25 protein-coding genes are annotated in these 25,858 nt (G+C 50.0%); 11 read left to right on the top strand and 14 right to left on the bottom strand.

The features are described 5' to 3' along the window. Nucleotides 1-21 precede the first annotated feature (21 nt). The 3 genes from GmarT_RS13115 to GmarT_RS13105 all read right to left on the bottom strand — a co-directional run bounded on the left by GmarT_RS13115 (nt 22) and on the right by GmarT_RS13105 (nt 1,127). Entirely contained in the window at nt 22-354 is a 333-nt protein-coding gene (locus tag GmarT_RS13115) for a DUF971 domain-containing protein (protein WP_002648496.1), read from the bottom strand. Between the two features lie 102 nt (nt 355-456). Further along, nucleotides 457-705 carry a hypothetical protein gene (locus GmarT_RS13110; protein WP_044239677.1) on the bottom strand — a complete coding sequence of 83 codons (249 nt, stop codon included), beginning with the start codon at nt 703-705 and terminating at the stop codon, nt 457-459. Between the two features lie 47 nt (nt 706-752). Then, nucleotides 753-1,127, bottom strand: a complete 375-nt coding sequence (locus GmarT_RS13105) for a hypothetical protein (protein WP_002648498.1) — start codon at nt 1,125-1,127, stop codon at nt 753-755. On the opposite strand from GmarT_RS13105, the gene GmarT_RS29515 reads away from it, so the two are divergent. Beyond that, nucleotides 1,122-1,289, top strand: coding sequence for a hypothetical protein (locus tag GmarT_RS29515; RefSeq protein ID WP_002648499.1), 168 nt, complete (start codon nt 1,122-1,124; stop codon nt 1,287-1,289). The genes GmarT_RS13105 and GmarT_RS29515 overlap by 6 nt on opposite strands. 123 nt (nt 1,290-1,412) lie before the next feature. Here the strand turns inward: GmarT_RS29515 and GmarT_RS13100 are convergent, their stop codons facing one another. The 4 genes from GmarT_RS13100 to GmarT_RS30230 all read right to left on the bottom strand — a co-directional run bounded on the left by GmarT_RS13100 (nt 1,413) and on the right by GmarT_RS30230 (nt 8,294). After that, nucleotides 1,413-2,849, bottom strand: coding sequence for a DUF1501 domain-containing protein (locus tag GmarT_RS13100; RefSeq protein ID WP_002648500.1), 1,437 nt, complete (start codon nt 2,847-2,849; stop codon nt 1,413-1,415). A gap of 3 nt (nt 2,850-2,852) precedes the next feature. Next, nucleotides 2,853-6,056: a DUF1553 domain-containing protein gene (locus tag GmarT_RS13095; protein WP_002648501.1), complete on the bottom strand. Its 3,204-nt coding sequence runs from the start codon at nt 6,054-6,056 to the stop codon at nt 2,853-2,855. 134 nt (nt 6,057-6,190) lie between these two features. Then, nucleotides 6,191-8,029 carry an ArnT family glycosyltransferase gene (locus tag GmarT_RS13090; protein ID WP_149302816.1) on the bottom strand — a complete coding sequence of 613 codons (1,839 nt, stop codon included), beginning with the start codon at nt 8,027-8,029 and terminating at the stop codon, nt 6,191-6,193. A 142-nt stretch (nt 8,030-8,171) separates the two neighbouring features. Then, the gene (locus GmarT_RS30230; RefSeq protein ID WP_002648503.1) at nt 8,172-8,294 is read right to left on the bottom strand and encodes a hypothetical protein; all 123 of its coding nucleotides are present in this window, start codon (nt 8,292-8,294) and stop codon (nt 8,172-8,174) included. Nucleotides 8,295-8,361: 67 nt separating this feature from the next. Between GmarT_RS30230 and GmarT_RS13085 the strand changes: the two genes are divergently transcribed. Both GmarT_RS13085 and GmarT_RS13080 read left to right on the top strand, forming a co-directional pair. Further along, nucleotides 8,362-9,243: a hypothetical protein gene (locus GmarT_RS13085; RefSeq protein ID WP_002648504.1), complete on the top strand. Its 882-nt coding sequence runs from the start codon at nt 8,362-8,364 to the stop codon at nt 9,241-9,243. Further along, a complete protein-coding gene (locus GmarT_RS13080) occupies nt 9,240-10,673 on the top strand; it encodes a hypothetical protein (RefSeq protein WP_002648505.1) in 1,434 nt (477 codons plus the stop codon). Before GmarT_RS13085 ends, GmarT_RS13080 begins: the two co-directional genes overlap by 4 nt. 21 nt (nt 10,674-10,694) lie before the next feature. On the opposite strand, the gene GmarT_RS13075 is transcribed toward GmarT_RS13080, so the two are convergent. Both GmarT_RS13075 and GmarT_RS13070 read right to left on the bottom strand, forming a co-directional pair. Continuing rightward, nucleotides 10,695-11,201: an NUDIX hydrolase gene (locus GmarT_RS13075; protein ID WP_002648506.1), complete on the bottom strand. Its 507-nt coding sequence runs from the start codon at nt 11,199-11,201 to the stop codon at nt 10,695-10,697. Nucleotides 11,202-11,348: 147 nt separating this feature from the next. Continuing rightward, nucleotides 11,349-11,693: an FHA domain-containing protein gene (locus tag GmarT_RS13070; RefSeq protein WP_157158987.1), complete on the bottom strand. Its 345-nt coding sequence runs from the start codon at nt 11,691-11,693 to the stop codon at nt 11,349-11,351. A 418-nt stretch (nt 11,694-12,111) separates the two neighbouring features. Between GmarT_RS13070 and GmarT_RS13065 the strand changes: the two genes are divergently transcribed. The 7 genes from GmarT_RS13065 to GmarT_RS13035 all read left to right on the top strand — a co-directional run bounded on the left by GmarT_RS13065 (nt 12,112) and on the right by GmarT_RS13035 (nt 18,281). Further along, nucleotides 12,112-12,567 carry a hypothetical protein gene (locus tag GmarT_RS13065; protein WP_002648508.1) on the top strand — a complete coding sequence of 152 codons (456 nt, stop codon included), beginning with the start codon at nt 12,112-12,114 and terminating at the stop codon, nt 12,565-12,567. Nucleotides 12,568-12,807: 240 nt separating this feature from the next. Beyond that, nucleotides 12,808-13,392 carry a glutathione peroxidase gene (locus GmarT_RS13060; RefSeq protein WP_002648509.1) on the top strand — a complete coding sequence of 195 codons (585 nt, stop codon included), beginning with the start codon at nt 12,808-12,810 and terminating at the stop codon, nt 13,390-13,392. A gap of 70 nt (nt 13,393-13,462) precedes the next feature. Next, nucleotides 13,463-14,632, top strand: coding sequence for an iron-containing alcohol dehydrogenase (locus GmarT_RS13055; protein WP_002648510.1), 1,170 nt, complete (start codon nt 13,463-13,465; stop codon nt 14,630-14,632). A gap of 105 nt (nt 14,633-14,737) precedes the next feature. After that, nucleotides 14,738-16,030: an SGNH/GDSL hydrolase family protein gene (locus GmarT_RS13050; protein WP_002648511.1), complete on the top strand. Its 1,293-nt coding sequence runs from the start codon at nt 14,738-14,740 to the stop codon at nt 16,028-16,030. 51 nt (nt 16,031-16,081) lie between these two features. Beyond that, nucleotides 16,082-17,005, top strand: a complete 924-nt coding sequence (locus tag GmarT_RS13045) for a 1-phosphofructokinase family hexose kinase (protein WP_002648512.1) — start codon at nt 16,082-16,084, stop codon at nt 17,003-17,005. Further along, complete coding sequence (locus GmarT_RS13040) at nt 17,005-17,709, top strand: ABC transporter ATP-binding protein (protein ID WP_002648513.1); 705 nt, start codon at nt 17,005-17,007, stop codon at nt 17,707-17,709. The genes GmarT_RS13045 and GmarT_RS13040 overlap by 1 nt, the downstream gene beginning before the upstream one ends. A gap of 206 nt (nt 17,710-17,915) precedes the next feature. Beyond that, entirely contained in the window at nt 17,916-18,281 is a 366-nt protein-coding gene (locus GmarT_RS13035; protein WP_002648514.1) for a SpoIIAA family protein, read from the top strand. A 19-nt stretch (nt 18,282-18,300) separates the two neighbouring features. On the opposite strand, the gene GmarT_RS13030 is transcribed toward GmarT_RS13035, so the two are convergent. The 4 genes from GmarT_RS13030 to GmarT_RS13015 all read right to left on the bottom strand — a co-directional run bounded on the left by GmarT_RS13030 (nt 18,301) and on the right by GmarT_RS13015 (nt 22,911). Beyond that, nucleotides 18,301-19,851 carry a bifunctional aminoglycoside phosphotransferase/ATP-binding protein gene (locus GmarT_RS13030; protein ID WP_002648515.1) on the bottom strand — a complete coding sequence of 517 codons (1,551 nt, stop codon included), beginning with the start codon at nt 19,849-19,851 and terminating at the stop codon, nt 18,301-18,303. 131 nt (nt 19,852-19,982) lie between these two features. Then, a complete protein-coding gene (locus tag GmarT_RS13025; protein ID WP_002648516.1) occupies nt 19,983-20,726 on the bottom strand; it encodes a class I SAM-dependent methyltransferase in 744 nt (247 codons plus the stop codon). 51 nt (nt 20,727-20,777) lie between these two features. Then, nucleotides 20,778-21,974, bottom strand: coding sequence for a BtaA family protein (locus GmarT_RS13020; RefSeq protein WP_002648517.1), 1,197 nt, complete (start codon nt 21,972-21,974; stop codon nt 20,778-20,780). Nucleotides 21,975-22,008: 34 nt separating this feature from the next. Further along, nucleotides 22,009-22,911 (bottom strand): UDP-2,3-diacylglucosamine diphosphatase, encoded by a 903-nt coding sequence (locus tag GmarT_RS13015; protein WP_002648518.1) that lies wholly within the window; start codon nt 22,909-22,911, stop codon nt 22,009-22,011. 307 nt (nt 22,912-23,218) lie between these two features. On the opposite strand from GmarT_RS13015, the gene GmarT_RS13010 reads away from it, so the two are divergent. Continuing rightward, nucleotides 23,219-24,016 (top strand): ABC transporter permease, encoded by a 798-nt coding sequence (locus GmarT_RS13010; protein ID WP_002648519.1) that lies wholly within the window; start codon nt 23,219-23,221, stop codon nt 24,014-24,016. A 33-nt stretch (nt 24,017-24,049) separates the two neighbouring features. On the opposite strand, the gene GmarT_RS13005 is transcribed toward GmarT_RS13010, so the two are convergent. After that, the gene (locus tag GmarT_RS13005; RefSeq protein ID WP_002648520.1) at nt 24,050-25,774 is read right to left on the bottom strand and encodes a hypothetical protein; all 1,725 of its coding nucleotides are present in this window, start codon (nt 25,772-25,774) and stop codon (nt 24,050-24,052) included. Between the last annotated feature and the right edge of the window lie 84 nt (nt 25,775-25,858).

Below are 25,858 nucleotides of genomic sequence, written 5' to 3'. Positions count from 1 at the left end.
TACAGGAAAGCTGAACTAAGTTCATTCGATCGAATCGACGATTTCACCCAGTTCGCGGAGGTGTTCGAAGGTAAACAGCCCGGTGTTGTGGCCGTCGCTGAAGGTGATGCGGTAGGCGTAATTGCCGGCGAGGCTCATCTTGTCGACCTGGACGGGCCGGGCTTCGAGGGGGGTGAGGATCGGGAGTTTAACCGGGTCGGCGGCCGCCTGTTTTTTTTCGTTACGACAGGTGACGCAGGGACAGGCTTTGCGGAGTTCTCCGTAAGTATAGCGTCTGCGCTGACCGTCATCCCAGCCGATGAGCAGGGCGTTTTCGCCTTCGAGTTTTTTGAGTTCAATCGGAGTCGGATCCATGGAAGCATATTCTGTTGGAAAGCGGAAATAAGAGGTCTCTCAAAAGGACGGCTTGACTGTAATGAGAGAGCCGCGAATGCTCAAGCCAGCTGATGAATAATGTCAGCGATCTTTTCGCAAACATTTGTCAACAATGATCAGCAGCGCCAGACCGATGAAGCCAATAGCGAGGCACCATTGGGAAATATATTCTATCCGCTGCGCCCCGGCGAGCCGATTCGCTAAATCTGCCGGTGTAGGATATTGATCGGCGTGTAAGTAGATCCAGGCATAACTACCGGACCCGGCGAAAGACCCAAATAAAATAATCAACACCACCAATGTAGTGAGAAACGGATAGCGTGATTTCATTGAGGCATTATCCAGCAAACTTCAATACCAGATTCCGATAATCCAATTCAGCGGACTGGGGTTCGATCGGACTGGCTCAGCGGAACGATATAATAATCGATCCCATTGATCTGGTTGCGTTTCCAGTTTTGGGGATGCGTGGGTTGCTGCGGCAAAGCCGGGATCACTTTTGCGGCACCAGGCGGAGTCAGAAGCAGGCGAGGTGGAGAGGTCAGCGTTGTTCCAGGAACAGGTACGAGCGCTGGTTTTTGCTCCAGTTCCCTGACGCGTTGTTCCAGCTGTTCGATTCTTGTCAGCATTTCTTTAATATCGGAGTCAGATTCTGAAAGGGGCTTCTCTGCTTCCACGGCACTTTGCAGATTGCTGACAAACAGACAGCAGAGCGACAGGATTACCATCAGTGGAAAAGACCAGCGTTGCATTGGAAGTACTCCCTGTTTCTGATTTCCATGAAAAACAGCCTGCATGACATCAGATTGTCGACGTTCTATCAGCAGGACGAACTGCGTGCTTTGAAAGTTCCCTGGAGTTTCCAGGAAACGGGCACCCAACGGGATATTACCTCAACTGCGACAATACTGTAAAGCAGACTTTGGTTTAACTGATCCTGAAGGCGAGATCAGGCTGCTTTCAGGGAGGGGGGAACTGGACCAGATATCACAGAACAAGAGATGCGATATCCCAAAGAGATATTCTCTCGAAGGAGATTAACTCAACAATTGCTGTATAACATTTCCATGCACGTCAGTCAGACGGTAATCCCGCCCCTGGAATTTGTAAGTCAACTTTTTATGATCGATGCCCAGGCAGTGCAGAATTGTGGCATTCAGATCATGCACGGGCAGGGGGTTTTCAGTGATGTTATAACTGAAGTCATCGGTCTGACCGAATGTCATGCCCGGTTTCATTCCGCCTCCGGCTGCCCAGACGGTGAAGCAACGGGGATGATGATCACGACCGTAATTGGTGGCCGTCAATGTTCCCTGACAATAGACGGTGCGACCAAATTCACCCGCCCAGACAACGAGTGTGTCATCCAGCATGCCCCGCTGTTTCAGATCGAGAATCAGGGCGGCCGTCGCCTGATCGGTTTCCTCCGTGAGCTGCCTGATTTTTGTGGGCAGGTTGAGATGATGGTCCCAGCCTCGATGATAGAGTTGAATGAAGCGGACGCCTCGTTCTGCCAGACGTCGGGCTAACAGACAGTTGGCGGCATAGGTGCCCGGCTGTTTCGCCTGTTCGCCGTATAATTCAAATGTTGCGGAAGTCTCCTCTGACAGATCCGCCAGTTCGGGGATGGAAGTCTGCATACGAAACGCAAGTTCGTACTGCGAGATGCGAGTGGCAATTTCGGGATCTCCTTTCTGCTGCAGCGAAAGTCGATTGAGCTCGCCCAGGTCATCGAGCATGTCTCGACGAGTCTGTTGATCAATGCCGGGCGGATTGGAAAGGAAGAGGACCGGATCGCTGGAGCGACGGAACTTGACTCCCTGATGCCGCGTCGGCAGAAAGCCGCTGCCCCACAGACGGTCGTAGAGCGGCTGACCGCCGGCTCCCGAAGTAAGTGCCACAAATGTCGGAAGATCTCTGTTTTCGCTACCCAGGCCGTAAGAGATCCAGCTGCCCATACTGGGGCGGCCGGCCTGGATGCTGCCGGTCTGCAGAAAAGTGATCGCAGGATCGTGATTGATGGCTTCGGTATACAGGGATTTGACGACGCAGAGTTCATCGGCAATTTTTGCAGTATGTGGCAGAAGTTCGCTCATCCACGTTCCGCTTTCCCCGTGCCGGGCGAACTGATACATCGAGGCAGCGATGGGAAAACTTTTCTGGCCAGAGGTCATACCGGTCAGTCGCTGTCCGCGGCGGATGGAATCGGGAAGTTCGGTTTTATGAAACTTCTTGAGTCCCGGTTTATAATCGAACAGATCCAGTTGCGAGGGAGCCCCTGACTGACTGAGATAGATGATCCGTTTAGCTTTAGCGGGAAAGTGCAGGCCACCGGTGGGCGTAGACGGTTTTTCTGAGGCTTGCGATTCCTGCAGCAATGAGGTGAGTGCAGCCATACCGATACCGGCTGTGTTTCTGCGAAGAAAGGCACGCCGATTGAGGGTCAGTGTCAATTCGTTTGTGAAGTTCTGCATGAGCTATTCCCGGTTAATCGATTCATCAAGGTTGAGAATCAGACTGGCGACGATGGTACAGGCAGCGAGTTCTGCTGCGTCATGTTGTTTTTTCTGGCGTGACTCGCCGACTGAGATGAGTTGCTGCGCCGCCTGGGGATCTTTCTCAAAGCGTTTCTGATTGCGTTTCAGAGCGTTCAACAACAGTGGTAATTCACGCTCATTGGCTTCGCGGGCGAGGACCAGGCGCATGGCGTACTGGATACGCGCGGTAGCAGATGATTCACGTTGCTCAAGCATGCGTTCTGCCAGCTTGCGGGCGGCTTCGACATAGGTAATATCATTCAACAGGGCCAGCGCCTGCAGAGGTGTATTGGTTCGCGGACGTTTGACAATACAGGTTTCGCGCGAAGGGGCATCGAATGTGGCCATCGCGGGGGGAGTGACTGTGCGTTTCCAAAATGTGTACATGCTGCGACGGTACAGATCTTTTCCGGTATCTGGCTCATACTGCTGACTGGCGATTTCTTTCCAGACACCTGCAGGCTGATATGGTTTTACGGAAGGCCCTCCGATTTCCACATTCAACAGACCGGATGTAAACAAGGCCTGATCTCGAATCAGTTCAGCTGGCAGGCGAAGCCGCGAAGCACGGGCCAGCAGCTGGTTTTCCGGGTCAACCTGTTGTTTTTCTGCTGTCACATGCGATGACTGCTGATAGGTGGCGGAAGTGACAATTAACTGCTGCAGATACTTGACGTCCCAGCCGGAACGAATGAATTCCGTCGCCAGCCAGTCGAGCAGTTCGGGATGTGTGGGCCACGATCCCTGTGAACCGAAATCTTCGGTGGTTTTCACCAGACCATTCCCGAAGTACATCTGCCAGTAACGGTTAACGATCACTCGCGCGGTTAACGGGTTTTGTGGATCCACAAGCCAGCGGGCCAATCCCAGCCGATTGCGTGGTTGATGATCGGAAAATGCTCCCAGGCTGGAGGGGATGTCAGGCGAAACCTGTTCGCCCGGCTTATCGTATTCTCCCCGCATCAGCACGAACGTCGGTTGAGGTTGCTTTCGATCCTGCATGACCATACTGGTGGGCAGGCTGCGAAAATACGACTCGCGATCTTCTTTGAGTGCCTGCAGATTGAGAAAAGCAGTGCGATAGACGGCCGGGGCCTGAAAAGCCAGAAAGTAGCGTTGTATCTTTAAATGCTCTGCAGGGGAACGATCTTTAGCAGGAATCTGCAGCAGCTGCTGTACAGGTTCCCTGACGAGATTCAACGTCACCCATTCCTGTGAAAGGCGCGTCCGATAGATTTTCAGATCGTCCAGCATTCCCTCGAAATAATCGTGATCGTGTTCTGCACCAAAGTGAATCGGTGAGGGAAAAGAAAATCCTCCAGTGAGAATATTCAACTGAACTTCAAGGTCCCAGAGAACCCCGTTGACATACAGTTGAAAGTCCTCAGCCTGAGAATTGCCGGCGTAGGTCAATACGATCTGCGACCAGCGGTTCTGACTCAATTTTCGCGTTGACCGCAGGCGAATCGCATCATCCAGCCAACGGGGGCCCATATTGATTTTCAGATATCCTTCATCTAAAGCAATCTGAAAACCACTTTCTTCCTGAGCGGGTGTCAGTGACGCCAGCAGTGTGCCGGAGCGCTGGTCTGGTTTCACCCAGAAGACGAGTGAGAAAGGATCTTTGTCGCTTAAAACCGGCTTCTGCATTGTCCCATATTGCTGCTGACCATTGAAAGTCAGTGCCTGACCTTCGATCCCCGGTTTAAATTCCGGAGGTATTGAATCTGCAGCCTGCTTTTCGCTGGTCAGATCGCTGGAAGCGTTTGTCTTTGCTGCATAAAAATCCGCTGCCTGTTTACCAATGACCTGAAGCTTGATCTCGCCATCAAAACTGATGTGATAAGCCAGGTGTTTCTCGGGAAATGATAACTTGAGGTTGGCGGCAGGCTGTTGTTGCTCCCATGAATTCTGGAGCTGCTTCAGTTCTGGTACCGCCGCTGTTAACGTCTGCTCCAACTCCTGTATTTCCTGGTCCAGCTCTTTCAGCTTCTGCTGCTGCGTTTGAGTGGGAGCTTTGACAAACGGGATTGCATTGCCATATTTGATTGCGCGACCACGCTCGGGAATATTATTAAAAAAGGCAATCAGCTGGTAGAATTCTTTCTGAGAAATCGGATCATATTTGTGTTCGTGACAGCGGGCACAACCAACGGTAAGTCCCAGCCAGACCGTTCCCGTCGTTTCCACTCGATCGACGGCGTACTCCAGCAGATACTCTTCAAAGATGATACCGCCTTCAGAATTCGAGCGATGATTGCGATTGAAACCGGTGGCAATTTTTTGATTAAGGGTTGGTTCGGGGAGCAGATCACCGGCCAGTTGTTCGATGGTGAATTCATTAAATGGCTTGTTCCTGTTGAAGGCATCAATCACCCATTCACGCCAGCGCCACATATGCCGTTCGCCGTCCGTCTGATAACCGCTTGTATCCGCATAGCGGGCGGCGTCCAGCCATTCCATCGCCATGCGTTCGCCGTAATGGGGAGAACTTAATAACCGCTGCACCTGAGCCTGATAAGCAGCCGGAGAGTGATCCTGAAAAAACGCGTCCTGTTCCGCCAGCGTGGGTGGCAAGCCGGTCAAATCGAGACTCAGTCGACGAATTAAAGTCGAACGATCTGCCTGGGGAGCAGGAGCGAGGCCTTCCTGTTCCAGACGTGCCAGAACGAATGCATCAATCGGGTTTTGCACCCAGCCTTTCAATTTGACGGCAGGAATTTCTGGTCTAACCGGCGGGATAAATGCCCAGTGTTTCTGCCAGCGCGCCCCTTCATTGATCCACTGTTGAATGGTGGCAATCTGGTCTCTGGTAATCTGTTTTTCGGACGAGGCAGGGGGCATCTGCAAATCAGGGTCGCTAGTTATCAGACGCGAGAACAGTTCACTTTCATCCGATTTCCCAGGAATCACAACAGCCGGTACATCTGAGTTTCCCAATAAACCAACCTGCTGATCAAGGCGCAGGTCAGCTTTGCGTTGAGAGGAATCGGGGCCATGACACTGAAAGCAAAGATCTGAGAGAATGGGACGCACATCACGGTTGAAATCGATTTCCCTGGCAGGCAGTGAGCTGACGGGGTACAGCAGCAGGAGCAACATGCCAGTCCAGAATACCTGACTCTTCTTTCGCAGTTTCTTCACAGCAGTCTCCGAGTTGATACTTCAGACAGGAATAATCACACTCTACCGCATCGCTTGAGGCTGATATTGTATCATAGGAGATCAGCCCTCGCCACACCTGAAGCCGGGGTTCAGGCGCTGGAATATGTTGGTAATCACTCGGATGCCTGTTCCTGCTTCTGCATTTCCCGCAAGATATCAACCGCATGCCGCACTGCTTCACGGGCCTGGGGTGTCGCAAGATCAAACAGGTATATCGTGTAGCCAGCCTGTCCCACAGGCTGGATGGTTCGGAAACCGGCAAACGGATCTTTTGCCTCTGTATAAAGTCCCTGCAGATAATTTGCTGACAAAGCCAGATATTTCCAATCATCCAGATTCTCAGGCAGGTTCTGCTTGAGATTGAAGGTAGAAATTCCGTACGCTTGAGGATCTCCGGTCCCAAAATAATAGAGAAGAGTCCGGTCACGATTCTCTGACGGAAGCTGTTCCAGAGCAGTCTTCAACGCAGGCAGATCCTGTCCCCAGTCCAGATTGGAATCGAGCAGATAGAATCGGCCGCCAGCGGGTCCGCCGATACTGTCATTAAAGTAGGACAGGTAATTCGGTTGCACAGAAGTAATTGAGAGAAACTGAAAGCAGATACATAAACAGCCGAAGGCGTAGAGCAACCAGGCACGAAACTGAAACCAGCGCCAAATCTGATCGATCGTAAACAGAAACATGAGCGGATACAGAGTGAGTAGATAACGCTGTCCCAGATTCAACCGACTGGTCAATGCCATTCCAAACAGGACAACCATTGCCAGCAACCAGATCAGCGGCGCATGGCTGGTCGGTTCTGAATCTGCATCCAGTCCGATTCGGTTCTGGTCTACCGTCGGCATTGAAGCACGGCGATAGCGGACTGATTGCCAGGTCTCAAACAGCAGACAGAAGGCTAAGCAGAATGCGAGTAACGTGAACAGCAATTCCACGGGAGTACTCTTCAGGCTCCAGGCGACGGGGAAGTAATACCACCATCCATGTTCAGAAACCGCGCCCATCAGGTAAGCATCATGGCCTCCCGCATTATGCAGAAACTGGAATAGAACGCCGGCAAAAGGTGCAGGGCGTTTTAATGTGCTGTGTGAAACTTCCATAATCTGCTGCGCGACAGGCCCTCGTCCCAGCACACGCACCCAGGCAGAGTAGTCGGGGGTTTCTTCATAGGAAACGGTTTTCAAAGGTCCTGTAAAGCTGAATAAATGAAATGCCCAGGTCAGGGGAATCAGCAGAACCAGGAACAGAGTGAACCCCCATCCCACCTGCTTCATAAGAGGCCAGATGACATTCCTGGTTATTGGCACCTGCCGCATTAAGCCAGTTAACGTCATCACGATCAGCGTACAGGGCAACAGAAAGATTCCTGAATACTTGGTAGAAATCGCGAGAGAAACAGCCAGTGACAGCCAGCAGAGATTTCGCGTCGTCGGAATTTTCCAGTAGCGGGTTAATACAGCTAACGCAATCAAAGCAGTCAATGTGAAACAGGCATCCGTAGTGGCCAGTGAGAAGTGCGCAATCATCGTGGGAGAAAAGGTGACTAAAGCTGCTCCCAGGAATCCCGCGGCATAACCTCGACGCAGATAAAGCCAGCAGTAGATCAGCAGCATGATCGGAACACCAATCAGGAGTGCGGTCAGAAATCGGGCCTGGTTGATCAACCGAGGATCGGTGACTTCCCCCTGCCAGAGATCGCTGCGGGTACCGCCACCAGACCGCCACGCGACCGGCAGATAGTTGAGTAGAATCGGCACAGGCGCCACCCCCGCGCCGCTGATCCGTTCATCCAGTGATCCCTGTTGAACCGTGGCTAAAGCGGTGCCCAGGAAATAGGTTTCATCATAGGTTGGGCTCTTGGAAGACCGAAACGCGGTCGTCTGAGCGAGAATCACTGCTGCAAAGAGCAGGGGAGTCCCCCAGATCAGGAAATTCCAGCCTTTCGTTTTCAAGGATTTTTCTTTGCTGATTTGCGTACGCACAAATAGAATCTCAATAACTGGAAATAATTCCGTGATCGATGTAGAGGGTATCCTGCTTTTTCATCTACTTAGCTCTGATAAAAGCATTCACAATGCAGAATAGTGTAACATGTCAGCCAAAACCCGTCCCCTGATATTTGACGTCTTTCTGGAATTCAATCTGGTAGAACAAATCGTTCCCACTGGTGTTTGCCATGTCTTCTCCCGCTTCTTGACAATCGTCGACTTGAGTCATAGACTCGGGATTTGCTTTTCAACGTCCTCGCCATAACCGGTAAAGTACTTGCTCTAGAGACTGCTGCATGTCCCGTCTGGTGCGATTGATCCTGATTCTGATGTTATTGATATCGGTTCCCGGCACGGTTTATGTCTGGTTGATGCCGGTGGAATATTTTCAGACCTGGATGATTGAACGGGCAAACCCGGATCAATATTCCCAGTTTGCCGCCCATGAACAGGGTCAGGCATTAACGGTGCTTTTGCGAATTCTGCTGCCACTGCTGGCAATCCTGACCATCGCAGGTTTTATTTTTTACCCGCGCGTGGTCCAACTGGCTACTCATAGCTGGCAGACTTTGAAACAGTTAACCTCACTGCAACAACTCGGGCGAACCTACCTGTTTCGGGTTCTGTTAATCAGCTGGTTCATCCTGAGTCTGGTCCATTTTGCGGGCGGTGTCAGCCGTCGGATTGAAGACTGGCCCTGGTACCACTTCCGTGCCGGCAGCGAAATGATGCCTAACATCAGCGATTCCAACCGGGATGTGATTCGCTTTGTGAAAGAAGCAACGGAAGACGACACCCGCATTCTGGTGCTGAGTGACCAGAAACTGTTTTTCCTGTCATACTATCTGCTGCCGCGAAAGCTGTTTCATCCTCTGCATCCGGAAAGCGAATTTGTCCTCCCGAAAGAGTTTCAGCAACGACAGTTGAAAGCGTATCGACTGTCCGATCTCGACACGGATTATCTGGAACAGATTTCTCCTGACTACATTCTGGAATACTATGAGGGGAAAGATTATCTGGAAAATGATCGCTTACTGGAAGACACTCGCTGGTTAGAGTTCATGCGAAGTCAGTATGGGCCTGATTATCAACCGTCCTTCAACGTCCGTTTGAAAAAATATCAGAAACCAGAATCCCTGCCCGACGCTCCTCCGCAGAAACAGGAGGCGACCCCTTGACCGATCTGTTACTGATTCTGCTGTCTGTAGCAGGAATCTGGGGGATGGGACTCACTGTAACCCTGGTTCTACTCACACCGATCTTCCGATCTACTCAAACACAGAGCTCGCTGACCGAATTGCTGGGATTGGGGCTGGTCTTCGGTTTTGGCTCCACTGCGTTCTTTTATTTCCTGTGGGGCTGGATCGGTTTCGCTTACACTTCAGTCGTGGCCTGGTCCTGGATGGGCGTAGGACTGCTTCTGGGGGCAGGAAGCCTGCTCATGCGTTTCCGCGTCTCGCAGAAGATTTCCAACGAGACCGAAGCTTCCTCGGCTGAGGATGATTTCAAAAAGCTATGCCTGGCAATTGTACTATTCCTGGGATTGACCACATTGATTCAGTCTCTGATGACACCGCAACGTTTCTGGGACGAACGTGCCATTTTCGGGCTTAAATCAATCGTACTGTTTCAGGAAGGGACCTTGCAGAACGAGGCATTGCTGCATCCTGACTTTGTGCAGTATCACCCGAAATATCCGTTATTGCTTCCATTGAATGAAACCCATCTCTATCTGCTGCTGGGAGAAGTGAATGATCGCTGGTCGAAGATCATGTTCCCCCTGCTGTACCTGGGAATGGTACTCTGTTTTCAAGGGGTTCTGCAGCGTACCACGCGACAGCCGGCGCGGGCCTGGATTTTCACTTTGATGCTGGCAACCGTGCCTTCGATGGTTCCCTGGGAATATGGGTTTTTATCAGGCCAGGGGGATGGTCCCGTCGCCTGCTTCCATACAATCACACTACTGTATCTCTGGAGTTATCTCACTGAAGCTCAAAAAACAGAGCCCGATCCTGCTGTTCTCAAAATGCTGCCTCTGATCGCTGGATTATCGGCCGGGATGACGATCTTTACCAAAGACGAAGGGATCGCGTTTTTCCTGATTGACCTGATTGCCATTTCAATTGTCTGCCTGTTGTACTTCCGCGACAGACTGCTGTCACTGGCATTCAATGCGGGCAAGTTCGGTTTGACAACAGTACTGTTGGTCACTCCCTGGCTGCTTTATCGGAAACATCTGCCTGTGACAACCGAGATGACGTATTTCAGCAGAATGCAGATCACGAATCTGACCGAGGGGCTTGCAGCACTCCAGTGGGCAGTTACTCATCTGCTGCAATGTATGTTCCTTGAAGCGTGGAGTTGGGGACTGCAATGGTGGGCACTCGTCATTTCCCTGTTTGCATATCCTGCGAGAGCATTCCGGCCTCACCAGTTATTTCTTCTGCTCAATCTGGCGGGAGCATTATCGGCTCTGATTATCGCCGGTATGATTGCACCGACACCGGTCCAGGAACATATTGGCGGTTCCAGTCTGCGATTTCTGCTGCAGATTTCAGGAGGAGCTATACTGTTTATCGCCGGGCAGTGGATGGAAGATCTCGAGTAAACAGAGCCGATTCCAGAGATATCAGTCGGAACAGTTCTGACGATACCAGCGATAGAGCTGTCGAAACGGGGGAGTGAACTGACTTTCGTCTTCTATCAGCATCTGGTCAATATGGGGGAGTTCAAAGAACTCTCCCCGTTCAATTTCCACAGGATCAAAGGTAAACGGTCCGTCAGAAAAAGTTCGAAACAGCACGGTATGCTCAAAGGCGTTGTCCGGAGTTCCCGGAAATTTCTCAAGCCATTCGAGTGGTGTCTCGATGCCAATCTCTTCCTGCATTTCCCGCTGCGCCGATTCGAGATAGTCTTCCCCGGCACTCAGATGCCCGGAGGCAGATGAGGTATAGCAGTGTGGATACTCGTCTTTGGTGGCAGAGCGAAACTGGAGCAGTAATTTGCCTTGGGAATTAAAGACGAAGACGTTCGCCGCCCGATGCAGCAGCTTGCGAGCGTGGACGACAGAGCGGGGAAGCTGTTCCAGAATCTGATCCTGCTCATCGACGACATCAAACAGTTCTTCGGATTGCATAAAACCTGATTTCCAGAAGAAATTCGCAGAATGACCTGGCGAACCATATTACAGGCGAATTAATGAATCCAGTGATTCAGCACGCGTGCGCACGTGATAATCGGTGATGAATATAATGCCTCAGGACAGCCAGGGCAAAACAGCAGACTAGATCGAGTTCTCGGAGAAATAGCTTTCTTCGAAACTTTCCTGCCCTTCGCCATCGTAATAGCTGACAACATAATTGGCCATGCCAATGGTCAGAATATCCCCCGGGTAGAGCGGGGCTTCATGAACGATAGCGGAGTTCACAATGGTACCATTGGTGGACTCGAGGTCTTTGACCCGAACCACGTTATTGTGGAACGTCAATTCGCATTGATGTCTGCTGAGCATCGGATCGAGGATCCTTAATTCACAGCTGTTGCTTCTCCCCAGTACGACCGGCAGTTCTTCCGTACCAATCTCAATGTCCGGCAAATCAGGATGATCGCTGATAAGATGAACTTTCATAACGGGGCGAGCCTTTAAAGTTTTGGGCAGAATCAGAACCATTGTGACGATTCATCCAGTTCTGCCGTTGGGCGGGTCAAATTGGGGTAGGGTCAAATGGGGATCGTAAAGGTACTACAATACAAATATTTTACATCCGTGAGTACTTATGCGTAATTCTACAAACAAGATTATTTGTATGCAATGGGAAACAGTAAAAAGATAGTAAAATCTGAATTTCCCTCAGAATTCGGTCAACCGAAGATTCCCCTAATAGCGTGGAATTTGGGAATTCAAACCGATTTCTGCCTGAATGTCCCTGTTTACGACGAATTACGATCCTATTAGCGCTTCTGGAATGATAAAATTCATTCGGGCCAATAGTTGCTGAAATCATTCACAGACAGTCACATCTGATCGAGAAAGGTCATTATCGCCGATGGGGAACTTTGTAGGTACATTTATCCTGCTTCAGAATTCCGTCGATCAGAAAACACACTGGTTGGCCCACTGGAATTATGAACGACAGGAATTCATGCTGCCGGGTGATAAGAAACGACCTTACGAAACGTTTCAGCATTGCCTGATTTCAGAGCTGGAAAAAACTTTTGAACTGGTGCCGTTTGAGGATTTCATCCTCTCGCAGGAACCACTGGCTCATCTGGCTTTCAGTGAAAAATCAACGCCTGATGATTCATCTGAACATTATATCGTCGAATTATTTGATTTTCAGGAACTGAACTCAGCTGCCCGGAAGTCACTGGAGAACGATCTGCGAAACCGCTGGATCAACGAGCAGGAAATCGAAGTAGGGTCCACCATGGACGGCTTCCCGATCTCGGACCTGTTTCGTTCACTCTATTATAAAGCGAATCTTGCCAGGCGCCTCTCCTGATCTCTCCAGCCTGCCAGCCTCTCCTGTCTGGTACAACACTTAAACTTCACTTCTCGAATCCTTCCCCGACAATTGATTCTCTGACGAACTAATAGTATTATTTTTATTTGAGATCTGACTATAATAATGTTTATAGTCGAGGGATCGAGACGTTCTCGCAAGATGCGGTTCAAATTTTTGTTCGTTTTATTTATTTCGGGTCGAGCATTTTTGCCCGGATCCTTAACCTTGGAGAGATCGATGAGAAACCTCAAATCGCTGACGATGCTGGCTGGCCTGCTGGCTTTGACCTGTTCCATGAGCCTTGCCGGGCAAACCGATAAAAAATCAGTCCCCCCCGTGTTGAATCACACAGTAAAGACACTGGAAGGGAAAGAGGTCGACCTGAGTAAATACAAAGATAAAGTACTGCTGATCGTAAATACCGCCAGTAAATGCGGAGCTACACCACAATACAAAGACCTGCAATCTCTGCATGAAAAATACAAAGATCAGGGACTGGTCGTTCTGGGCTTTCCCTGTAATCAGTTTGGTGCTCAGGAACCAGGTTCCGCTTCGCAGATTTCTGAATTCTGCAGCAAAAACTACGGTGTCACCTTTGACATGTTCAGCAAGATTGATGTGAATGGCGACAATGCTGATGCACTCTATCAGTATTTGACATCCAAATCGACGAACCCCAAAACAGCAGGTCCCGTCAAATGGAACTTTGAAAAGTTTCTGATCAGCCGCGATGGTCAAATTGCAGCCCGTTTCCGGACTCGGATCAATCCACAGTCAGAAGAAGTTACGACAGCGATTGAATCCGAACTGAAAAAGAAATAATCGAACTCCGATCTCAACATCCAGGGATGCATCCGCATAGGATGCATCCTTTTTTCATTAAGAGACCGTTATGAACTATAATTTTTTCGCGCCGCAGCAAATTAACTTCGGCTGGGGACGCTTTCAGGAAACGGGGAACCTGGCGGCTTCGTTGGGGACACGGGCATTTATTATCAGCGGTTCGCGTTCCCTGGCTGCGTCGGGAGTCATTGAAGAATTACGTCAACTACTGTCGCGGGCCAGCATCAAAAGTGAATTCATTCGCACGATCTCTAACGAACCCGAAGTTACGGACGTGGACCAGACGACCAGAGTACTGCGGAACCTGGGAGCCGGTGCAGGGGACTTTCTGATCGGAATCGGCGGAGGTTCAGGCATCGATCTGGCCAAGGCAACCTCTGCCATGATCACCAATCAGGAAAGCGAGACCGTCGTAGACTACCTGGAGGGAGTCGGTCGGGGTCTGAAGTTGACCGAAGCACCACTCCCCCTCATGGCGATTCCTACTACCGCGGGAACCGGAAGCGAGGCGACCAAAAATGCCGTCATCTCCAGTTACGCGCCCCCCTTTAAAAAAAGCCTGCGTGCCGAGCAGATGATTCCTGATATCGTACTCTGCGATCCTCAATTGGCCTGTTCGGTTCCCCCGGAAATCACTGCCCGTACCGGGATGGACGCCATTACCCAGTTGCTGGAAAGCTATATCTCATGCCGTGCACAACCTATCCCACAGGCACTCTGCCTGCAGGGTCTCAAACTGGCAATTCCTGCATTACCCGAAGCCGTCGAGAACGGCAATTCCCGCAGAGGTCGTGAAGCAATGGCACATGCCGCGTTACTCTCCGGGATCGCTCTCGCCAATTCCGGTCTGGGGATGGCTCATGGGGTCGCCCCCGCGTTGGGGATCCATTGCAAGATTTCTCATGGACTGGCATGTGCGCTGATGCTACCTGCGACACTGAAAGCAAATTACTCAGTACGCCAGCAGCAATACGCTGAGATCTACCGCTTCCTTTATCCGGAACAGGCTCTGTCTGCAGAACAGGCCGCAGAATCTCTGATTGATGAGATTCAGAAATTGAATGACCGTATTCAAATACCGCGCCGGCTTTCCGATGTTGGTGTCTCTCCGTTGCAGATCCCCGCGCTGGTCCAGAGTTCGCGGGGAAACAGCATGAGTGGAAATCCCCGCGAAATCCCGGATGAGGAACTGACGCAGATCCTGGAATCCTTACTTTAGAATCAAATAATTCCAGCTTATTTTGAACGCGGCGTCTCATTTCAATCTGAGTCATCGTTCGTTAAAATGGAAGCTTCCAGTTCGCACTCCCGGAGAAGAATTTATATGAAATCGATGTCCATAAATCTGATTGTACTCACCCTGCTGACAATGTTCGCACTCGCGCCGGTTCAGGCTGATCCTCCTGAATTTCATACGGTGAAAGCGGAACTGATCAAACCACGACAGGGGCTCGGCAATACTCTTGAGAAACTGAAAGCCGGAGAAGAAGTCCGCGTAGCCTACCTGGGTGGGTCAATCACAGCCGCGAATGGCTGGAGAGTAAAAACAACGAAATGGCTGCAGTCAGCATTTCCCAAAGCAAAAATTCATGAAATCCACGCTGCCATCGGTGGCACGGGCAGCGATCTGGGTGCATTTCGCCTGGAGCATGACGTCCTGCAGCATCAGCCGGATCTGGTGTTCGTTGAATTTGCCGTGAACGATGGAGGCCGCCAGCCAGAAGCGATCTGGGAATCGATGGATGGCATCGTCCGACAGATCTGGAAATCCAATCCGCAGACAGATATCTGTTTTGTCTATACATTTCGGGTGAACTATGAAAACGATCTGCGCAAAGACGAAAATCCACGCGCCGCTTCCGCCATGGAACTGCTGGCCGACTATTATGCAATCCCTTCTATTAACGTCGCTTTAAAAATTGCGGTACTCGAACAGCAGGGCAAACTCAAATTTACATCCGAGACCCCGGTTGCGAAAGGTGTCATCCTGTTTTCCAAAGATGGTGTGCATCCACTTGACGAGGGGCATGAAGTCTATACCGAAGTGATTGCAGAAGCGATCAAACAGATGGAAAAGACTTCCCAACCAATCGATCACAGTTCCAAACTCAAACAGCCTTTTGTTACGGGTCACTGGACTGATGCCAAAATGATTCCCCTGGATGCATCCATGCTCAGTGGAAACTGGAAAGAACTGCCGGCGGACAATGTGCTGCAGAAACGGTTTAGGGGACGGATGGGACAAATCTGGGAAGCCGATACCCCGGGGAGTAAACTGACCTTTCGTTTCCGCGGTTCCCAGGCCGCCCTGTATGACTTGCTGGGTCCTGATGGCGGACAGGTTCAGATTACCGTTGATGGCAAACCGCATGAGAAACTTACTCCGCGGTTTGACAGCTACTGTACCTACCATCGTATCTCCACTTTGAGGCTGGCAAACGGCCTGGATCCACAGCAGATCCATACCGTGACAGTTGAAATTGATGCTGAACAGCCTGATCGCAAACCGGTGGCATTTCGTCTCAAAAACCCCGAAGAGGAATTGAAGTCAGCCAAATTTCAGGGAACCAGAATACGGGTCGGTAAGATTATGCTGCGAGGCGAACTGGTTCCCTGACAGACCGATTTCAATGCATTTATTTCTCATCTCTGTAGAAAGCAATTTGTTATGATCATTGCAGCCGGCTTGAGCCCGGCCTGGCAGCAGATTCTGGAAGTGGATTCCCTGCAGGTCGGCGAAGTCAACCGATGTCAGTCCGCTCACTGGTCTGCTTCCGGTAAGGTGATCAATGTAGGGATCGCCGTCCGTCATCTGGGTATTTCCTGTGAGTCAATTTTTTCAGCTGGAGGATACACCAGGGAGTTGATCGAAGCGGACCTGACACAACTTCAGGTTCCCTGTCGCATTCTGGATCAACAGAACCCGACCCGAATCTGCACGACAGTGCTGGATCGATCAACGGGGCAGACTACCGAACTGGTGGAAAACGCAACCGCTGTTTCAGCAGAAGAAGTTTCTGCGTTTGCTGATGAATACCGCAAATATGTCTCTTCAGCGGATATCGTTGTGCTGACCGGATCATTACCGACGGGTGCCCCCGCTACCCTGTATCATGATCTGCTGGCAGATACAGACTGCCCGGTTATTCTCGATGCCCGGGGGCCGGAACTGGAAACCGCATTAATTCAGAGTCCCTTTCTGGTGAAACCCAACCTGGAAGAACTGGAACAGACCCTGGCGCGCTCCCTCCCCAGCACTGATCAGATGATTAAAGGGATGCAGGAAATCAATCAGAGAGGTGCTACCTGGGTTGTGATCTCGCAGGGGAAAGATGCCTTGTGGGCGACTTCCGAACAACAGGTCTATCGCTTCACTCCGGCGAAAGCGAAAGTCGTCAACCCCATTGGTTGCGGAGACAGTCTGGCTGCAGGAATTGCCTGTGGAATTCACGAGGGTCGCAGTGTACCTGATGCGATTCGCTGGGGAATGGCGTCGGCAGCCGATAATCTGATGCAACTGTTACCGGCCCGTTTGTCCAAAACCAGCGTACAGACTTTTTTTGAACAGATCGAAATGGAGCAGCTTGTCTGATGACAGAAGCATCGGCTCCAGAAAATTGCCTGCTGGAAGCACGCCAGATCGGACGCCAGACTTCAGACGGTCATTGGTTGAATCGAGATTTGTCCCTGCAAATTTTTCCAGGGGACCGCATCGCGATCTCAGGTCCGACAGGATCGGGAAAATCCGTATTTCTGCGGTCGCTGGCAATGCTGGATGAGATCCAGCAAGGCAGCATCCTGTTTCACAATGAGCCTGTCAGGGATAAACAACTGCCCGAGTATCGCAGTCGGGTCGTCTATCTTCAGCAAAGACCAGTGTTAATCGAAGGTACGGTGGAATCGAATCTGCAGTTTGCTTTCCAGTTTCAGGTCAATCAGCAGAAGAACCATAATCCAGATTCCATTCGGAACTTTCTGAAATCGTTTGGCAGACCCGAATCTTTTCTCAAAAAAAAATCGTCATCCCTGTCCGGCGGAGAAGGTCAAATCGTCGCATTATTACGTGCGCTGATTCTGTCGCCCGAGATCCTGCTGCTGGATGAACCGACATCCGGCCTGGACCCGGAAACCACGCAACAGTTCGAATCGATCATTCTCAAGTGGCACGAGACTTCATCAGAATCTCCGGCGTTTGTCTGGATCACACATGATCGAAGCCAGGCTCAGAGACTCGCTGATAAGGTCATGATATTTCCTGCAGGCCAGGTGTCGAATCACGTCAATCCTGAATCCTGAGAGTTCTTCTCTTCAGAATAAAGATCTGCTTAAATTTGTGATTCTGATTAGAAACGCGCCTTTAAACAATTATGCTCAATTCCTGATAGCCATATAATAGAATGTAATGAGAGCCTTCAGATCAAACAGGAACTGTAAGCTCCATGATTGAAAAACAGGAATGATTCCTGTTAGAGAATCTCTCACAATGAATTAGGAGACTATCGATGCCAATTGATATTTTACATCATGCAGACCAGAACTACGTGGAATTAAATTTGTCTGGGAAACTGGTCAAAGAAGACTATCACAATTTCACACCCAGTATTGAGACTTTGATTAAACAACATGGTCCCTTACACATGCTGGTAGTTCTGGAAGATTTCCATGGCTGGACGATGGGCGCACTCTGGGAAGACACAAAATTTGACATCAAACACTTCAAAGACATTGCACGTCTGGCGATCGTTGGCGACAGCAAATGGGAAGAAGGGATGGCTACCTTCTGTAAGCCATTTACAAAAGCAAAAATCAAATATTTCAATATCGACGACCTGGATGCAGCAAGAACCTGGATCGCGGAATCTGCCTGATCTCTTATTAATAATCAACTCATCGCTGTTGGTTATTACCAGAATCTTGCACGAGTTGAACCAGTAATTCAGTCGTCCATTCCTGATCCACGGGAATGGCGACTGACTGTTTCAATTCGTTTTCATCCAACGGATCTAATTCGCCCAGTTGCAGCTTAAGAATTTCTGGTGTGGCATCAGACGGGTCATCCCCATTTCGCTCTCGTTCCCTGATCCGAGATTCCAACTGTTCTTGACTTGCTGAAAAGACGACCAGTTGAAACGGTATCTGTAGTTTTTCTGACAGGTCATAAAATAAAGTACGTTGCCAGACTTTGAGCGTTGTAGCATCTACAATGACTGTCCAGCCGGCCGATATAATGACCTCTGCCAGACAACACAACTGTTCATAAACCAGTCGGGTTGTCTCTGCAGAGTAGAGTTCACTATCCGGGATCTGCTGTTCGCCCTGCAGGCGTTTGCGTTCGACATCAGAACGGATTCGAATCGCAGGCATCCCTTTCAGCATAAGTTCGCTACCATAGGACTTGCCACTGCCTGAGACTCCATGAGTCAACAGCAGCCAGGGTTCCGTATTCACGACATAGTTTTTCGCAAGTTTCAGATACGACTGGAATTCGTCGCGTACTTGATTCGCTACTGTATCCGCCAGTTTAGCTTGACTTAATCGGATTGCAGCAACTTTTGCACGAACCATCGCCCGGTAAGACAGATAAAATCGCAGGAGGGGCACTCCTGCGTAATCTCCAGTCAGCTCCAGGTAACGATTCAGAAACTGCATAGCGAAATCGGCGCGGCCTCGATCTTCCAGATCCATGACGACAAAAGCGACTTCACTCATCACATCCACCCAGCGCAAACCCGCATTGAATTCCAGGCAGTCAAAGAGGGTTACACCCCGTTCACTCAAAATCATATTTCCCAGATGCATATCGCCGTGACACTCACGAATATACCCTTGCGCCTTGCGCTGCCGGAACAATGTGAATAATTCCTGAAAACAGCTTTCATTCTCAGTACGAATCAAGTCCAGTTGCCCCAGTATTGTCTCGTCTCCAGAAAACAACTCAGTCACATGCCGAAAATTTTCTTCTACGGGGGCAAGTACTTTTTCGGGCGTCCCCCACTCCAGGTCTGCACCGGCAACGGCGATCTTTGCATGAAATTCAGCAACCTCTTCTGCCAGTTGATTGATAAGTTCCACCGTTAAACGGTTTTCCCTGATCGCAACACTCAACAGACGATCCTGTGGAAACTGCACCATCTGGACTGCATAATCGATGATCTCACCTGTCCCATTGAATTCGGGGGTCTTTTCAGTACCGGTAATCGGGATCACCTCCCGGTACAACTCGGGTGCCAGTCTGCGATTCAGGCGAAGTTCTTCGCGACAGTATTTGTTACGTAATTCCAATGTGGAAAAATCGACAAAGCCCAGATCGACCGGTTTCTTGAGTTTATAGGCATACGGTCCGGTAAGCAGCACCCAGGAAATATGCGTTTCCAGCAACTGGAATGATTCTATTGAATGATCGTATAACGATTTATTCTGAAGTGCTTCGATCAACATCCTGCTTCTCTCCGATACCAGATTGACTCATGTCCCATTTCTTGATCAATCATAACAGATTAATGTCGAGGACCAGAAGCCTGTAACGAAGCGAATGACAGAATTGAATTTTGCGAAAGAGCAGGAATTGTTTAAACTGATTTTTTCGCAATCAGTGCATAATATGGGACTTTGAGAAGAGGTAAAAATGGAAGGCTTCCCTGAGATTCCTTGAGAGAAATCAACTCAAAGCGATCCAGCAGATAGGGCAGGTGATCGGGATTCAAAAACACATTGTCACCTGCGAACCACACCGGCCAGAAATTCCGCTGAAACCAGCCATGCGTCTGCAGATTGGGCTGAGGATATTTTCTCGCGACATAGAAATCGACAATGCCCAGCAATCCCCCCGGCCGCAATAGATCCCAGGCATGATTCACTGCCTGGAACCAGTCGGGAATCATAGTCAGAGAGTAGGAGAAGGTAACCAGATCGACGTGCGTTTCCGGCGGAGTGAAAGAGGTTGCATCCTCACAGACCGCTGTCACATTCGACCATCCTCGATCTGAAATTCTTTGAGAACAGACATCCAACAGAGGCTGACAGAGATCAACCAGATAGGCTTGTTGAAACTGCTGAAGTCGTTGCCCCCACAATTCTGCATTTTCACCGGTCCCGGCCCCCAGATCGACCCAGACACCATTTTCAGGTACAGCCAGACTTTCAAACAGTTCACAGCGACCATGCAGCAGGCGTTTGCGGAACTGGTCGTAACCTGCTGCCTGTCCCTGATAAAATGAATTCAGTCTTTCCACATGGGTCTGACCTTCAATGCGGGAGGCCAACAATTGCCACACAGTTTTGACATCATTCAACCGTCCACTCAAGTAATTCATGAATCGATCTTTCTCTCGAAAACCGTCCTGGCTGATTGCAGCTTTAACATGTCAGACGAGTAAATCTGCGATATAGAAACTGCCATAGGTATTCACCCGGTCCTGTTCGTGTAATTCTGTGGCGAGTTGGTTCTGGTACTGTAACAACTCGCCGACTTCCCGATTCCTTCCATCATGCTGGACTTGAATCGGATCGACAAAATCCACCTGCATACCCGCACTCCGCCAGAGGATCCTGCTCTCCGGTGCCGCCTTGTCGAGAATTGCCTGCCACTCGCTTTGTAATAATTGTGGTTGCGCACCTGCCATCCAGTCCATGTGATCCAATAGAATATAACGCGAGATGGTTCCGGGGTGTTGCCGTAGAAAACCTTCCACCGTGTTCGTATTGATGGACAGCCGATCAACCAGACCTGCTTTGAGGCGTTCGAAATTATTTGCTTTTAAATATTCGGGACAACAATCGTGATCGTAGCTTCCCGTCAGATAAACGCGCCAGAAATAGTTGTCCTGCAGTGAACGACTGGTAAATACCGTTTCAATGCGATCAATGACAAACTGCACGATTCCGCCTGCATAACATTGATCGATCTGTGTTCGTTGCGGGCGGGGGACTCCCAGCATGGATAACGTCAGGTCCCGCCGCATCCACCATTTGATCATCCTGGTCCAGAGCAGTTCATTCAGATTTCGGGACTGATAAATGGAACTCTGTTCGGTGACGTCGCGCGCTGCCAGCAGCGAATTGATATCATCACGAATTTTGGCAATGCGGTCGATGTAGCAGTTCACAAACCAGGCAAACAGCCCGGAAGATCCACGAAAATAGAAGCTGGCGCGTTTCCCTTCACCGGAAAAAAACTTTCCATGTCGATCCCAGTATTTCTGTGCGGTCACAGATAAATCTGCACGCAGATTCTGTGAGTACAGTTTCCGCCAGTCTTTCGAGTACCCTCGGCCAAACAGATCAAAAAAAGCTTCATAATCCAAATTACGAATCGCTGACAGTTTCAATTCCAGAAGGGCATTCTGTTTGGGGTTCACATCCACGGCATGTACCTGTCGTGGCTCATCCAGCAGATAATCCAATGCGTTACAACCAGCAGATGTGATCACCAGAACTTCATCTTCCGGGCCCAGATTCAGTGCCCTCCGATCGAGACGGGGATCTTCCCAGCAGGTATTGTAAACCAGATTACCCTGATGGACGAATTGAAAACTTTTACTGCTGATTCTTTCAGAAATCATCATTTTGCTCCAGCGAAACCATAAAAAAAACTGATCAGCGGCGGATCAGTTTCAGAGGATGACATTTTTTCCAGAAACGACTGATGAGACCAGGCACCTCAGCGTCCACAAAGGGTTCTTGCCTGATTCTTTCCGAACGAGCCTGGGGAACGGGTTTCTGGACAGGTTCGATTTCCTGATCAAAAAACACGATTTCCAGTTCGCCGTCACTGTATTCGATCAAGGCGCTGCAGTGCTCCACCCAATCACCAGTATTGCAGTAATTAATCCCGTCAATATCCAGAATATTAGGGGCATGAATATGACCACAAATGATTCCCTCGCAGCGTTTCAGTCGGGCATGATCGGCCAGTTTTTTCTCGTAATCGCTGATAAACCGCATCAGGTGCTTCACCTGAGATTTCACAGCAGAGGAGAGGGCAAACTTTGTCTGTCCCCGACGGCGCATGAGACGGTTGAATAAGGTATTGACGGTCAGCAACATGTCGTACGCGAATGATGCCAGTACCGACAGCCATTGTGCCCCTGTTTCAAACTTATCGAACTGATCGCCGTGGATAATCAGGAAGCGACGTCCATCTGCGGTCAGATGCACGAATTCATCAGAAAGTGAAACAAAACCAAACCGCTTCCCGAAATCACGTAAAAAGTTATCGTGATTTCCAGGTGTATAAAATACTTCAGTTCCTTTGCTACTAAGCTCTTCTACCCGATCAAAGATCTCATTATAGATATGCGGCCAACGCCATTTTTTGCGCAATTTCCAGCCATCAATCAGATCGCCTACCAGATAGAGAGACTCAGGGTGGTGGGAATTGAGAAATTCAAGAAACTCTTCTGCTCTCGAATGCATACATCCCAGATGAACATCGCTGACAAAGATTGTTCGAATACTACGAGAGACTGTTGCAGCGGACTGATTCTGGGACACGATCATATCATCCTCCTTAATGACATTACTCCGCGATTTCGGCGGCTCGCTTCCTGGCTGTCACAGCCCTGATTGTGTTTTTTTATGATTTGCTCATCGTTCATTGTTGCGGCGGATCTTATCAAGCTTTTATTCGCTGATGATGAATGGAAAGTTAAGGTCTGGAGAATTCACACTTCTCTCAAATTGCCGGTAAATGCAGATTGTGTTAAGGTTTCCGCATCAACTGATGAAGCAGAATCTGCTACCATTTCAAAGAACCCCGAACTGAACCATCCACTCCACCCCAATCTATTCTGACCAGGAAGACCAGATGTATGACTTAACTCCACTGAATATCTTTCTGGCAACACTACTGGTGATGATCAATGGGTTCATTTCGTTCTGGTTAAGCCTGAACCTGGAAAAACGCCTTTTGCTGGCTTCGATCCGCACTGTGATTCAACTCCTGCTGATCGGCATGATCCTGGAATGGATCTTTAAACTGTCCTGGTGGCCCGTCATTCTATTGCTGATGTTCAGCATGACGCTCATTGCCAGCCTGACCGCTGTTCAACGTTCGCCAAGACGCTTCCCGGGAATCTGGCTGAACAGCATCATCGCCGTTTTTGTCAGTTCCTGGCTGGTGAGTGGTTTTGCATTAACAGTTATTATCCCTCCCCACAGCTGGTCAGATAACCCGGCACAGTATCTGATTCCCCTCCTGGGGATGATTCTGGGGAATACCTTAAATGGAATATCGCTGGGCCTGGACCGGTTGAGTGAAGAACTGGTGATGCGCAGAGGAGAGGTCGAGCTCCGACTCTCACTGGGAGCAACGCGCAATGAAGCCGCCAGGGAAGCATTGCAGAATGCAGTCCGGTCGGGAATGACTCCCATCATCAATTCTATGATGGTGGTCGGCCTGGTGTCATTACCTGGCCTGATGACAGGGCAGATCCTCGCAGGAGCCAGCCCGCTGGAATCAGTTAAGTATCAGATTGTGATCATGTTTCTGATCGCATCGGGAACGGCTTTGGGAACTGTCATCTCTGTTCTGCTGGGATATCGGCGCCTGTTTAATTCTCGACATCAGTTTCTGTTCGAACGGATCACACGCGTCGAAAAATAAATCGGTCTACAATCAGAAGGAACCGGATTGCGTTCAAGTGAAATCCAGCTTGTCAAACAATTGCTGGAGCGTCTGTTCCGGATAGAGCACAAACGAAATCTCCCGGCTCTGAATCACTGCGTTGGCCTGCATCTGTTGTTGCACTACTTCCAGATCACCAATAATCTTTTCACGCAGTGGCAGCGTCAGTTCAGACAGTTCTGAATCAAGCTCGCGGAGTTCGCGAAATCGCAGACGGTTCCGTCGACGGCGTTCGGCCTGTGCCAGCGAATCATCGTGTTTTTCCGCAGCCTTTTGAGCCTGAATCAGAGCCTGCTTTCGCTCCACTAATGACGCTGCGCCTGCCAGTTGTTCTGTTGTCAGATGCCGATCAGAATTAAAATCCAGGTCCCGCTGGATCCGCTGCAGACAGGTCTCGTCACAATGCTGGACATCAAACGGCTTGCAGAAAGGCAGAAAGCGGGTGGCTGACAAAGTCAGGTAACGAGGCGGAGTCAGATGAAAGAAGCGGGTAAAGATCCGATCTGTCATTTCATCATATTTGGCACCACCAATCCCATGTACGAACAGATCTCCCAGGAACAGTCTGGCGAACAGAGTCGTCGTCAATGCGCGGGTCCGCAGGCGAATTCCCTGCTCAGGCAGTTGTTTGAGAACTTCGATTGCTGCCGACAGATCACAGTTTTCTCTCATCGGAAGTGAGCCTATAATATCAGTTCCATTTGAGAGTTGTATCTGCTCCTGATCCCGTTTGACGAACAGCTGGTGGCGACGTGTCTCTCCGGTTCTCCAGATCCAGAAAGGAGATTCAATCCAGCCATCTGATTCGGATAATTCCGGTACGGGATGGGTTTTACTCCTCACTCGATTGACTTTGCGGTACTCACTGAGGACTTCGTTATGCGTTGACCGAAAAGCGTGGGCGTTCTTAAATAGATGACAGGCAAACCATAAAAATGGCCCGGTCTGACACATGCGGCTGATCGGGAGCTCCAGATTTTCGATTCCCCATCTCTGCTCCTGCGCATGTCGGGCTGCCGCCAGGCAATCCGCAAGCCGGTCAGTTTTCTGCATGTGAGCTACAGCTGCCGGCCAGATATTTCGGAGCAGGGGAGCGGGAAGATCAGGCCAGACCGCGAGTGCCTCATCGACTCGATCTGCAAAGGTACGAAACAATTCCTCATTTTGAATGGATGTCTCTTCCCACGGTTTTTTCTTGATGGAATCATCAAAGGAAATATCAGAGAAACAGGGGTTGGATCGAGTTCCTTGAGGTACTTTGACAGCAGTTGAACTGACCAGGTCGTTATCAACAATCAGATTCAAACTGAGACCTGCCGTCTGTTGTGCTGCTTTGCCGATCAACAGATTTTTGATCCAGACCCCTGGATGATACAAAGCCGGTTGGTGACCTGTGATAAACAGTAATTGCTCATCCAGACCAGCGGGCAGTTCAACCGCAGATCCTGTCAGTTCAGCGGTGTAGCGGGCTGCTTCTTCCAGAACAGATCGTCGAGCCCAGGACCTCAAACTGGAAATGATTTTTCCGCTGCGGTCTCGGGAGCAGCCTTGAAACATATCCCGGTTTGCTTCCGCATCACCTATGATCTGAGACAGATCAGGGCGGGCAAACACAACATCATCATATCTTGGTACCCGCAGGTCCTGTTTCACCCACTCAGGTTCCGGGACAGATTCAGTACCGGAGTCAAATCGGGAATCAGGATTCTGACAGGGAAATGGAGTCACTGAAGACATTTCAATGCTTTAATGGAGTGCTGATTTTAAACAAATGTATGTTACTTCTGGCATACAACCAGATTTCCAGGAGGGAAGCGCTCG

The sequence above is a fragment of the Gimesia maris genome (genome assembly GCF_008298035.1).
GTDB classification, from domain to species: Bacteria; Planctomycetota; Planctomycetia; order Planctomycetales; family Planctomycetaceae; genus Gimesia; species Gimesia maris.
Note: the sequence above shows the minus strand (reverse complement) of the source record. Positions and strands in the feature narration are given on the sequence as shown.

Bases quoted from the DNA above. Each gene is read 5' to 3' on its own strand.
- GmarT_RS13115 (WP_002648496.1), bottom strand. From the start codon at position 354: ATGGATCCGACTCCGATTGAACTCAAAAAACTCGAAGGCGAAAACGCC.
- GmarT_RS13110 (WP_044239677.1), bottom strand. From the start codon at position 705: ATGAAATCACGCTATCCGTTTCTCACTACATTGGTGGTGTTGATTATT.
- GmarT_RS13105 (WP_002648498.1), bottom strand. From the start codon at position 1,127: ATGCAACGCTGGTCTTTTCCACTGATGGTAATCCTGTCGCTCTGCTGT.
- GmarT_RS13100 (WP_002648500.1), bottom strand. From the start codon at position 2,849: ATGCAGAACTTCACAAACGAATTGACACTGACCCTCAATCGGCGTGCC.
- GmarT_RS30230 (WP_002648503.1), bottom strand. From the start codon at position 8,294: ATGACTCAAGTCGACGATTGTCAAGAAGCGGGAGAAGACATGGCAAAC.
- GmarT_RS13085 (WP_002648504.1), top strand. From the start codon at position 8,362: ATGTCCCGTCTGGTGCGATTGATCCTGATTCTGATGTTATTGATATCG.
- GmarT_RS13075 (WP_002648506.1), bottom strand. From the start codon at position 11,201: ATGCAATCCGAAGAACTGTTTGATGTCGTCGATGAGCAGGATCAGATT.
- GmarT_RS13070 (WP_157158987.1), bottom strand. From the start codon at position 11,693: ATGAAAGTTCATCTTATCAGCGATCATCCTGATTTGCCGGACATTGAG.
- GmarT_RS13065 (WP_002648508.1), top strand. From the start codon at position 12,112: ATGGGGAACTTTGTAGGTACATTTATCCTGCTTCAGAATTCCGTCGAT.
- GmarT_RS13060 (WP_002648509.1), top strand. From the start codon at position 12,808: ATGAGAAACCTCAAATCGCTGACGATGCTGGCTGGCCTGCTGGCTTTG.
- GmarT_RS13055 (WP_002648510.1), top strand. From the start codon at position 13,463: ATGAACTATAATTTTTTCGCGCCGCAGCAAATTAACTTCGGCTGGGGA.
- GmarT_RS13050 (WP_002648511.1), top strand. From the start codon at position 14,738: ATGAAATCGATGTCCATAAATCTGATTGTACTCACCCTGCTGACAATG.
- GmarT_RS13045 (WP_002648512.1), top strand. From the start codon at position 16,082: ATGATCATTGCAGCCGGCTTGAGCCCGGCCTGGCAGCAGATTCTGGAA.
- GmarT_RS13040 (WP_002648513.1), top strand. From the start codon at position 17,005: ATGACAGAAGCATCGGCTCCAGAAAATTGCCTGCTGGAAGCACGCCAG.
- GmarT_RS13035 (WP_002648514.1), top strand. From the start codon at position 17,916: ATGCCAATTGATATTTTACATCATGCAGACCAGAACTACGTGGAATTA.
- GmarT_RS13030 (WP_002648515.1), bottom strand. From the start codon at position 19,851: ATGTTGATCGAAGCACTTCAGAATAAATCGTTATACGATCATTCAATA.
- GmarT_RS13025 (WP_002648516.1), bottom strand. From the start codon at position 20,726: ATGAATTACTTGAGTGGACGGTTGAATGATGTCAAAACTGTGTGGCAA.
- GmarT_RS13020 (WP_002648517.1), bottom strand. From the start codon at position 21,974: ATGATTTCTGAAAGAATCAGCAGTAAAAGTTTTCAATTCGTCCATCAG.
- GmarT_RS13015 (WP_002648518.1), bottom strand. From the start codon at position 22,911: ATGATCGTGTCCCAGAATCAGTCCGCTGCAACAGTCTCTCGTAGTATT.
- GmarT_RS13010 (WP_002648519.1), top strand. From the start codon at position 23,219: ATGTATGACTTAACTCCACTGAATATCTTTCTGGCAACACTACTGGTG.
- GmarT_RS13005 (WP_002648520.1), bottom strand. From the start codon at position 25,774: ATGTCTTCAGTGACTCCATTTCCCTGTCAGAATCCTGATTCCCGATTT.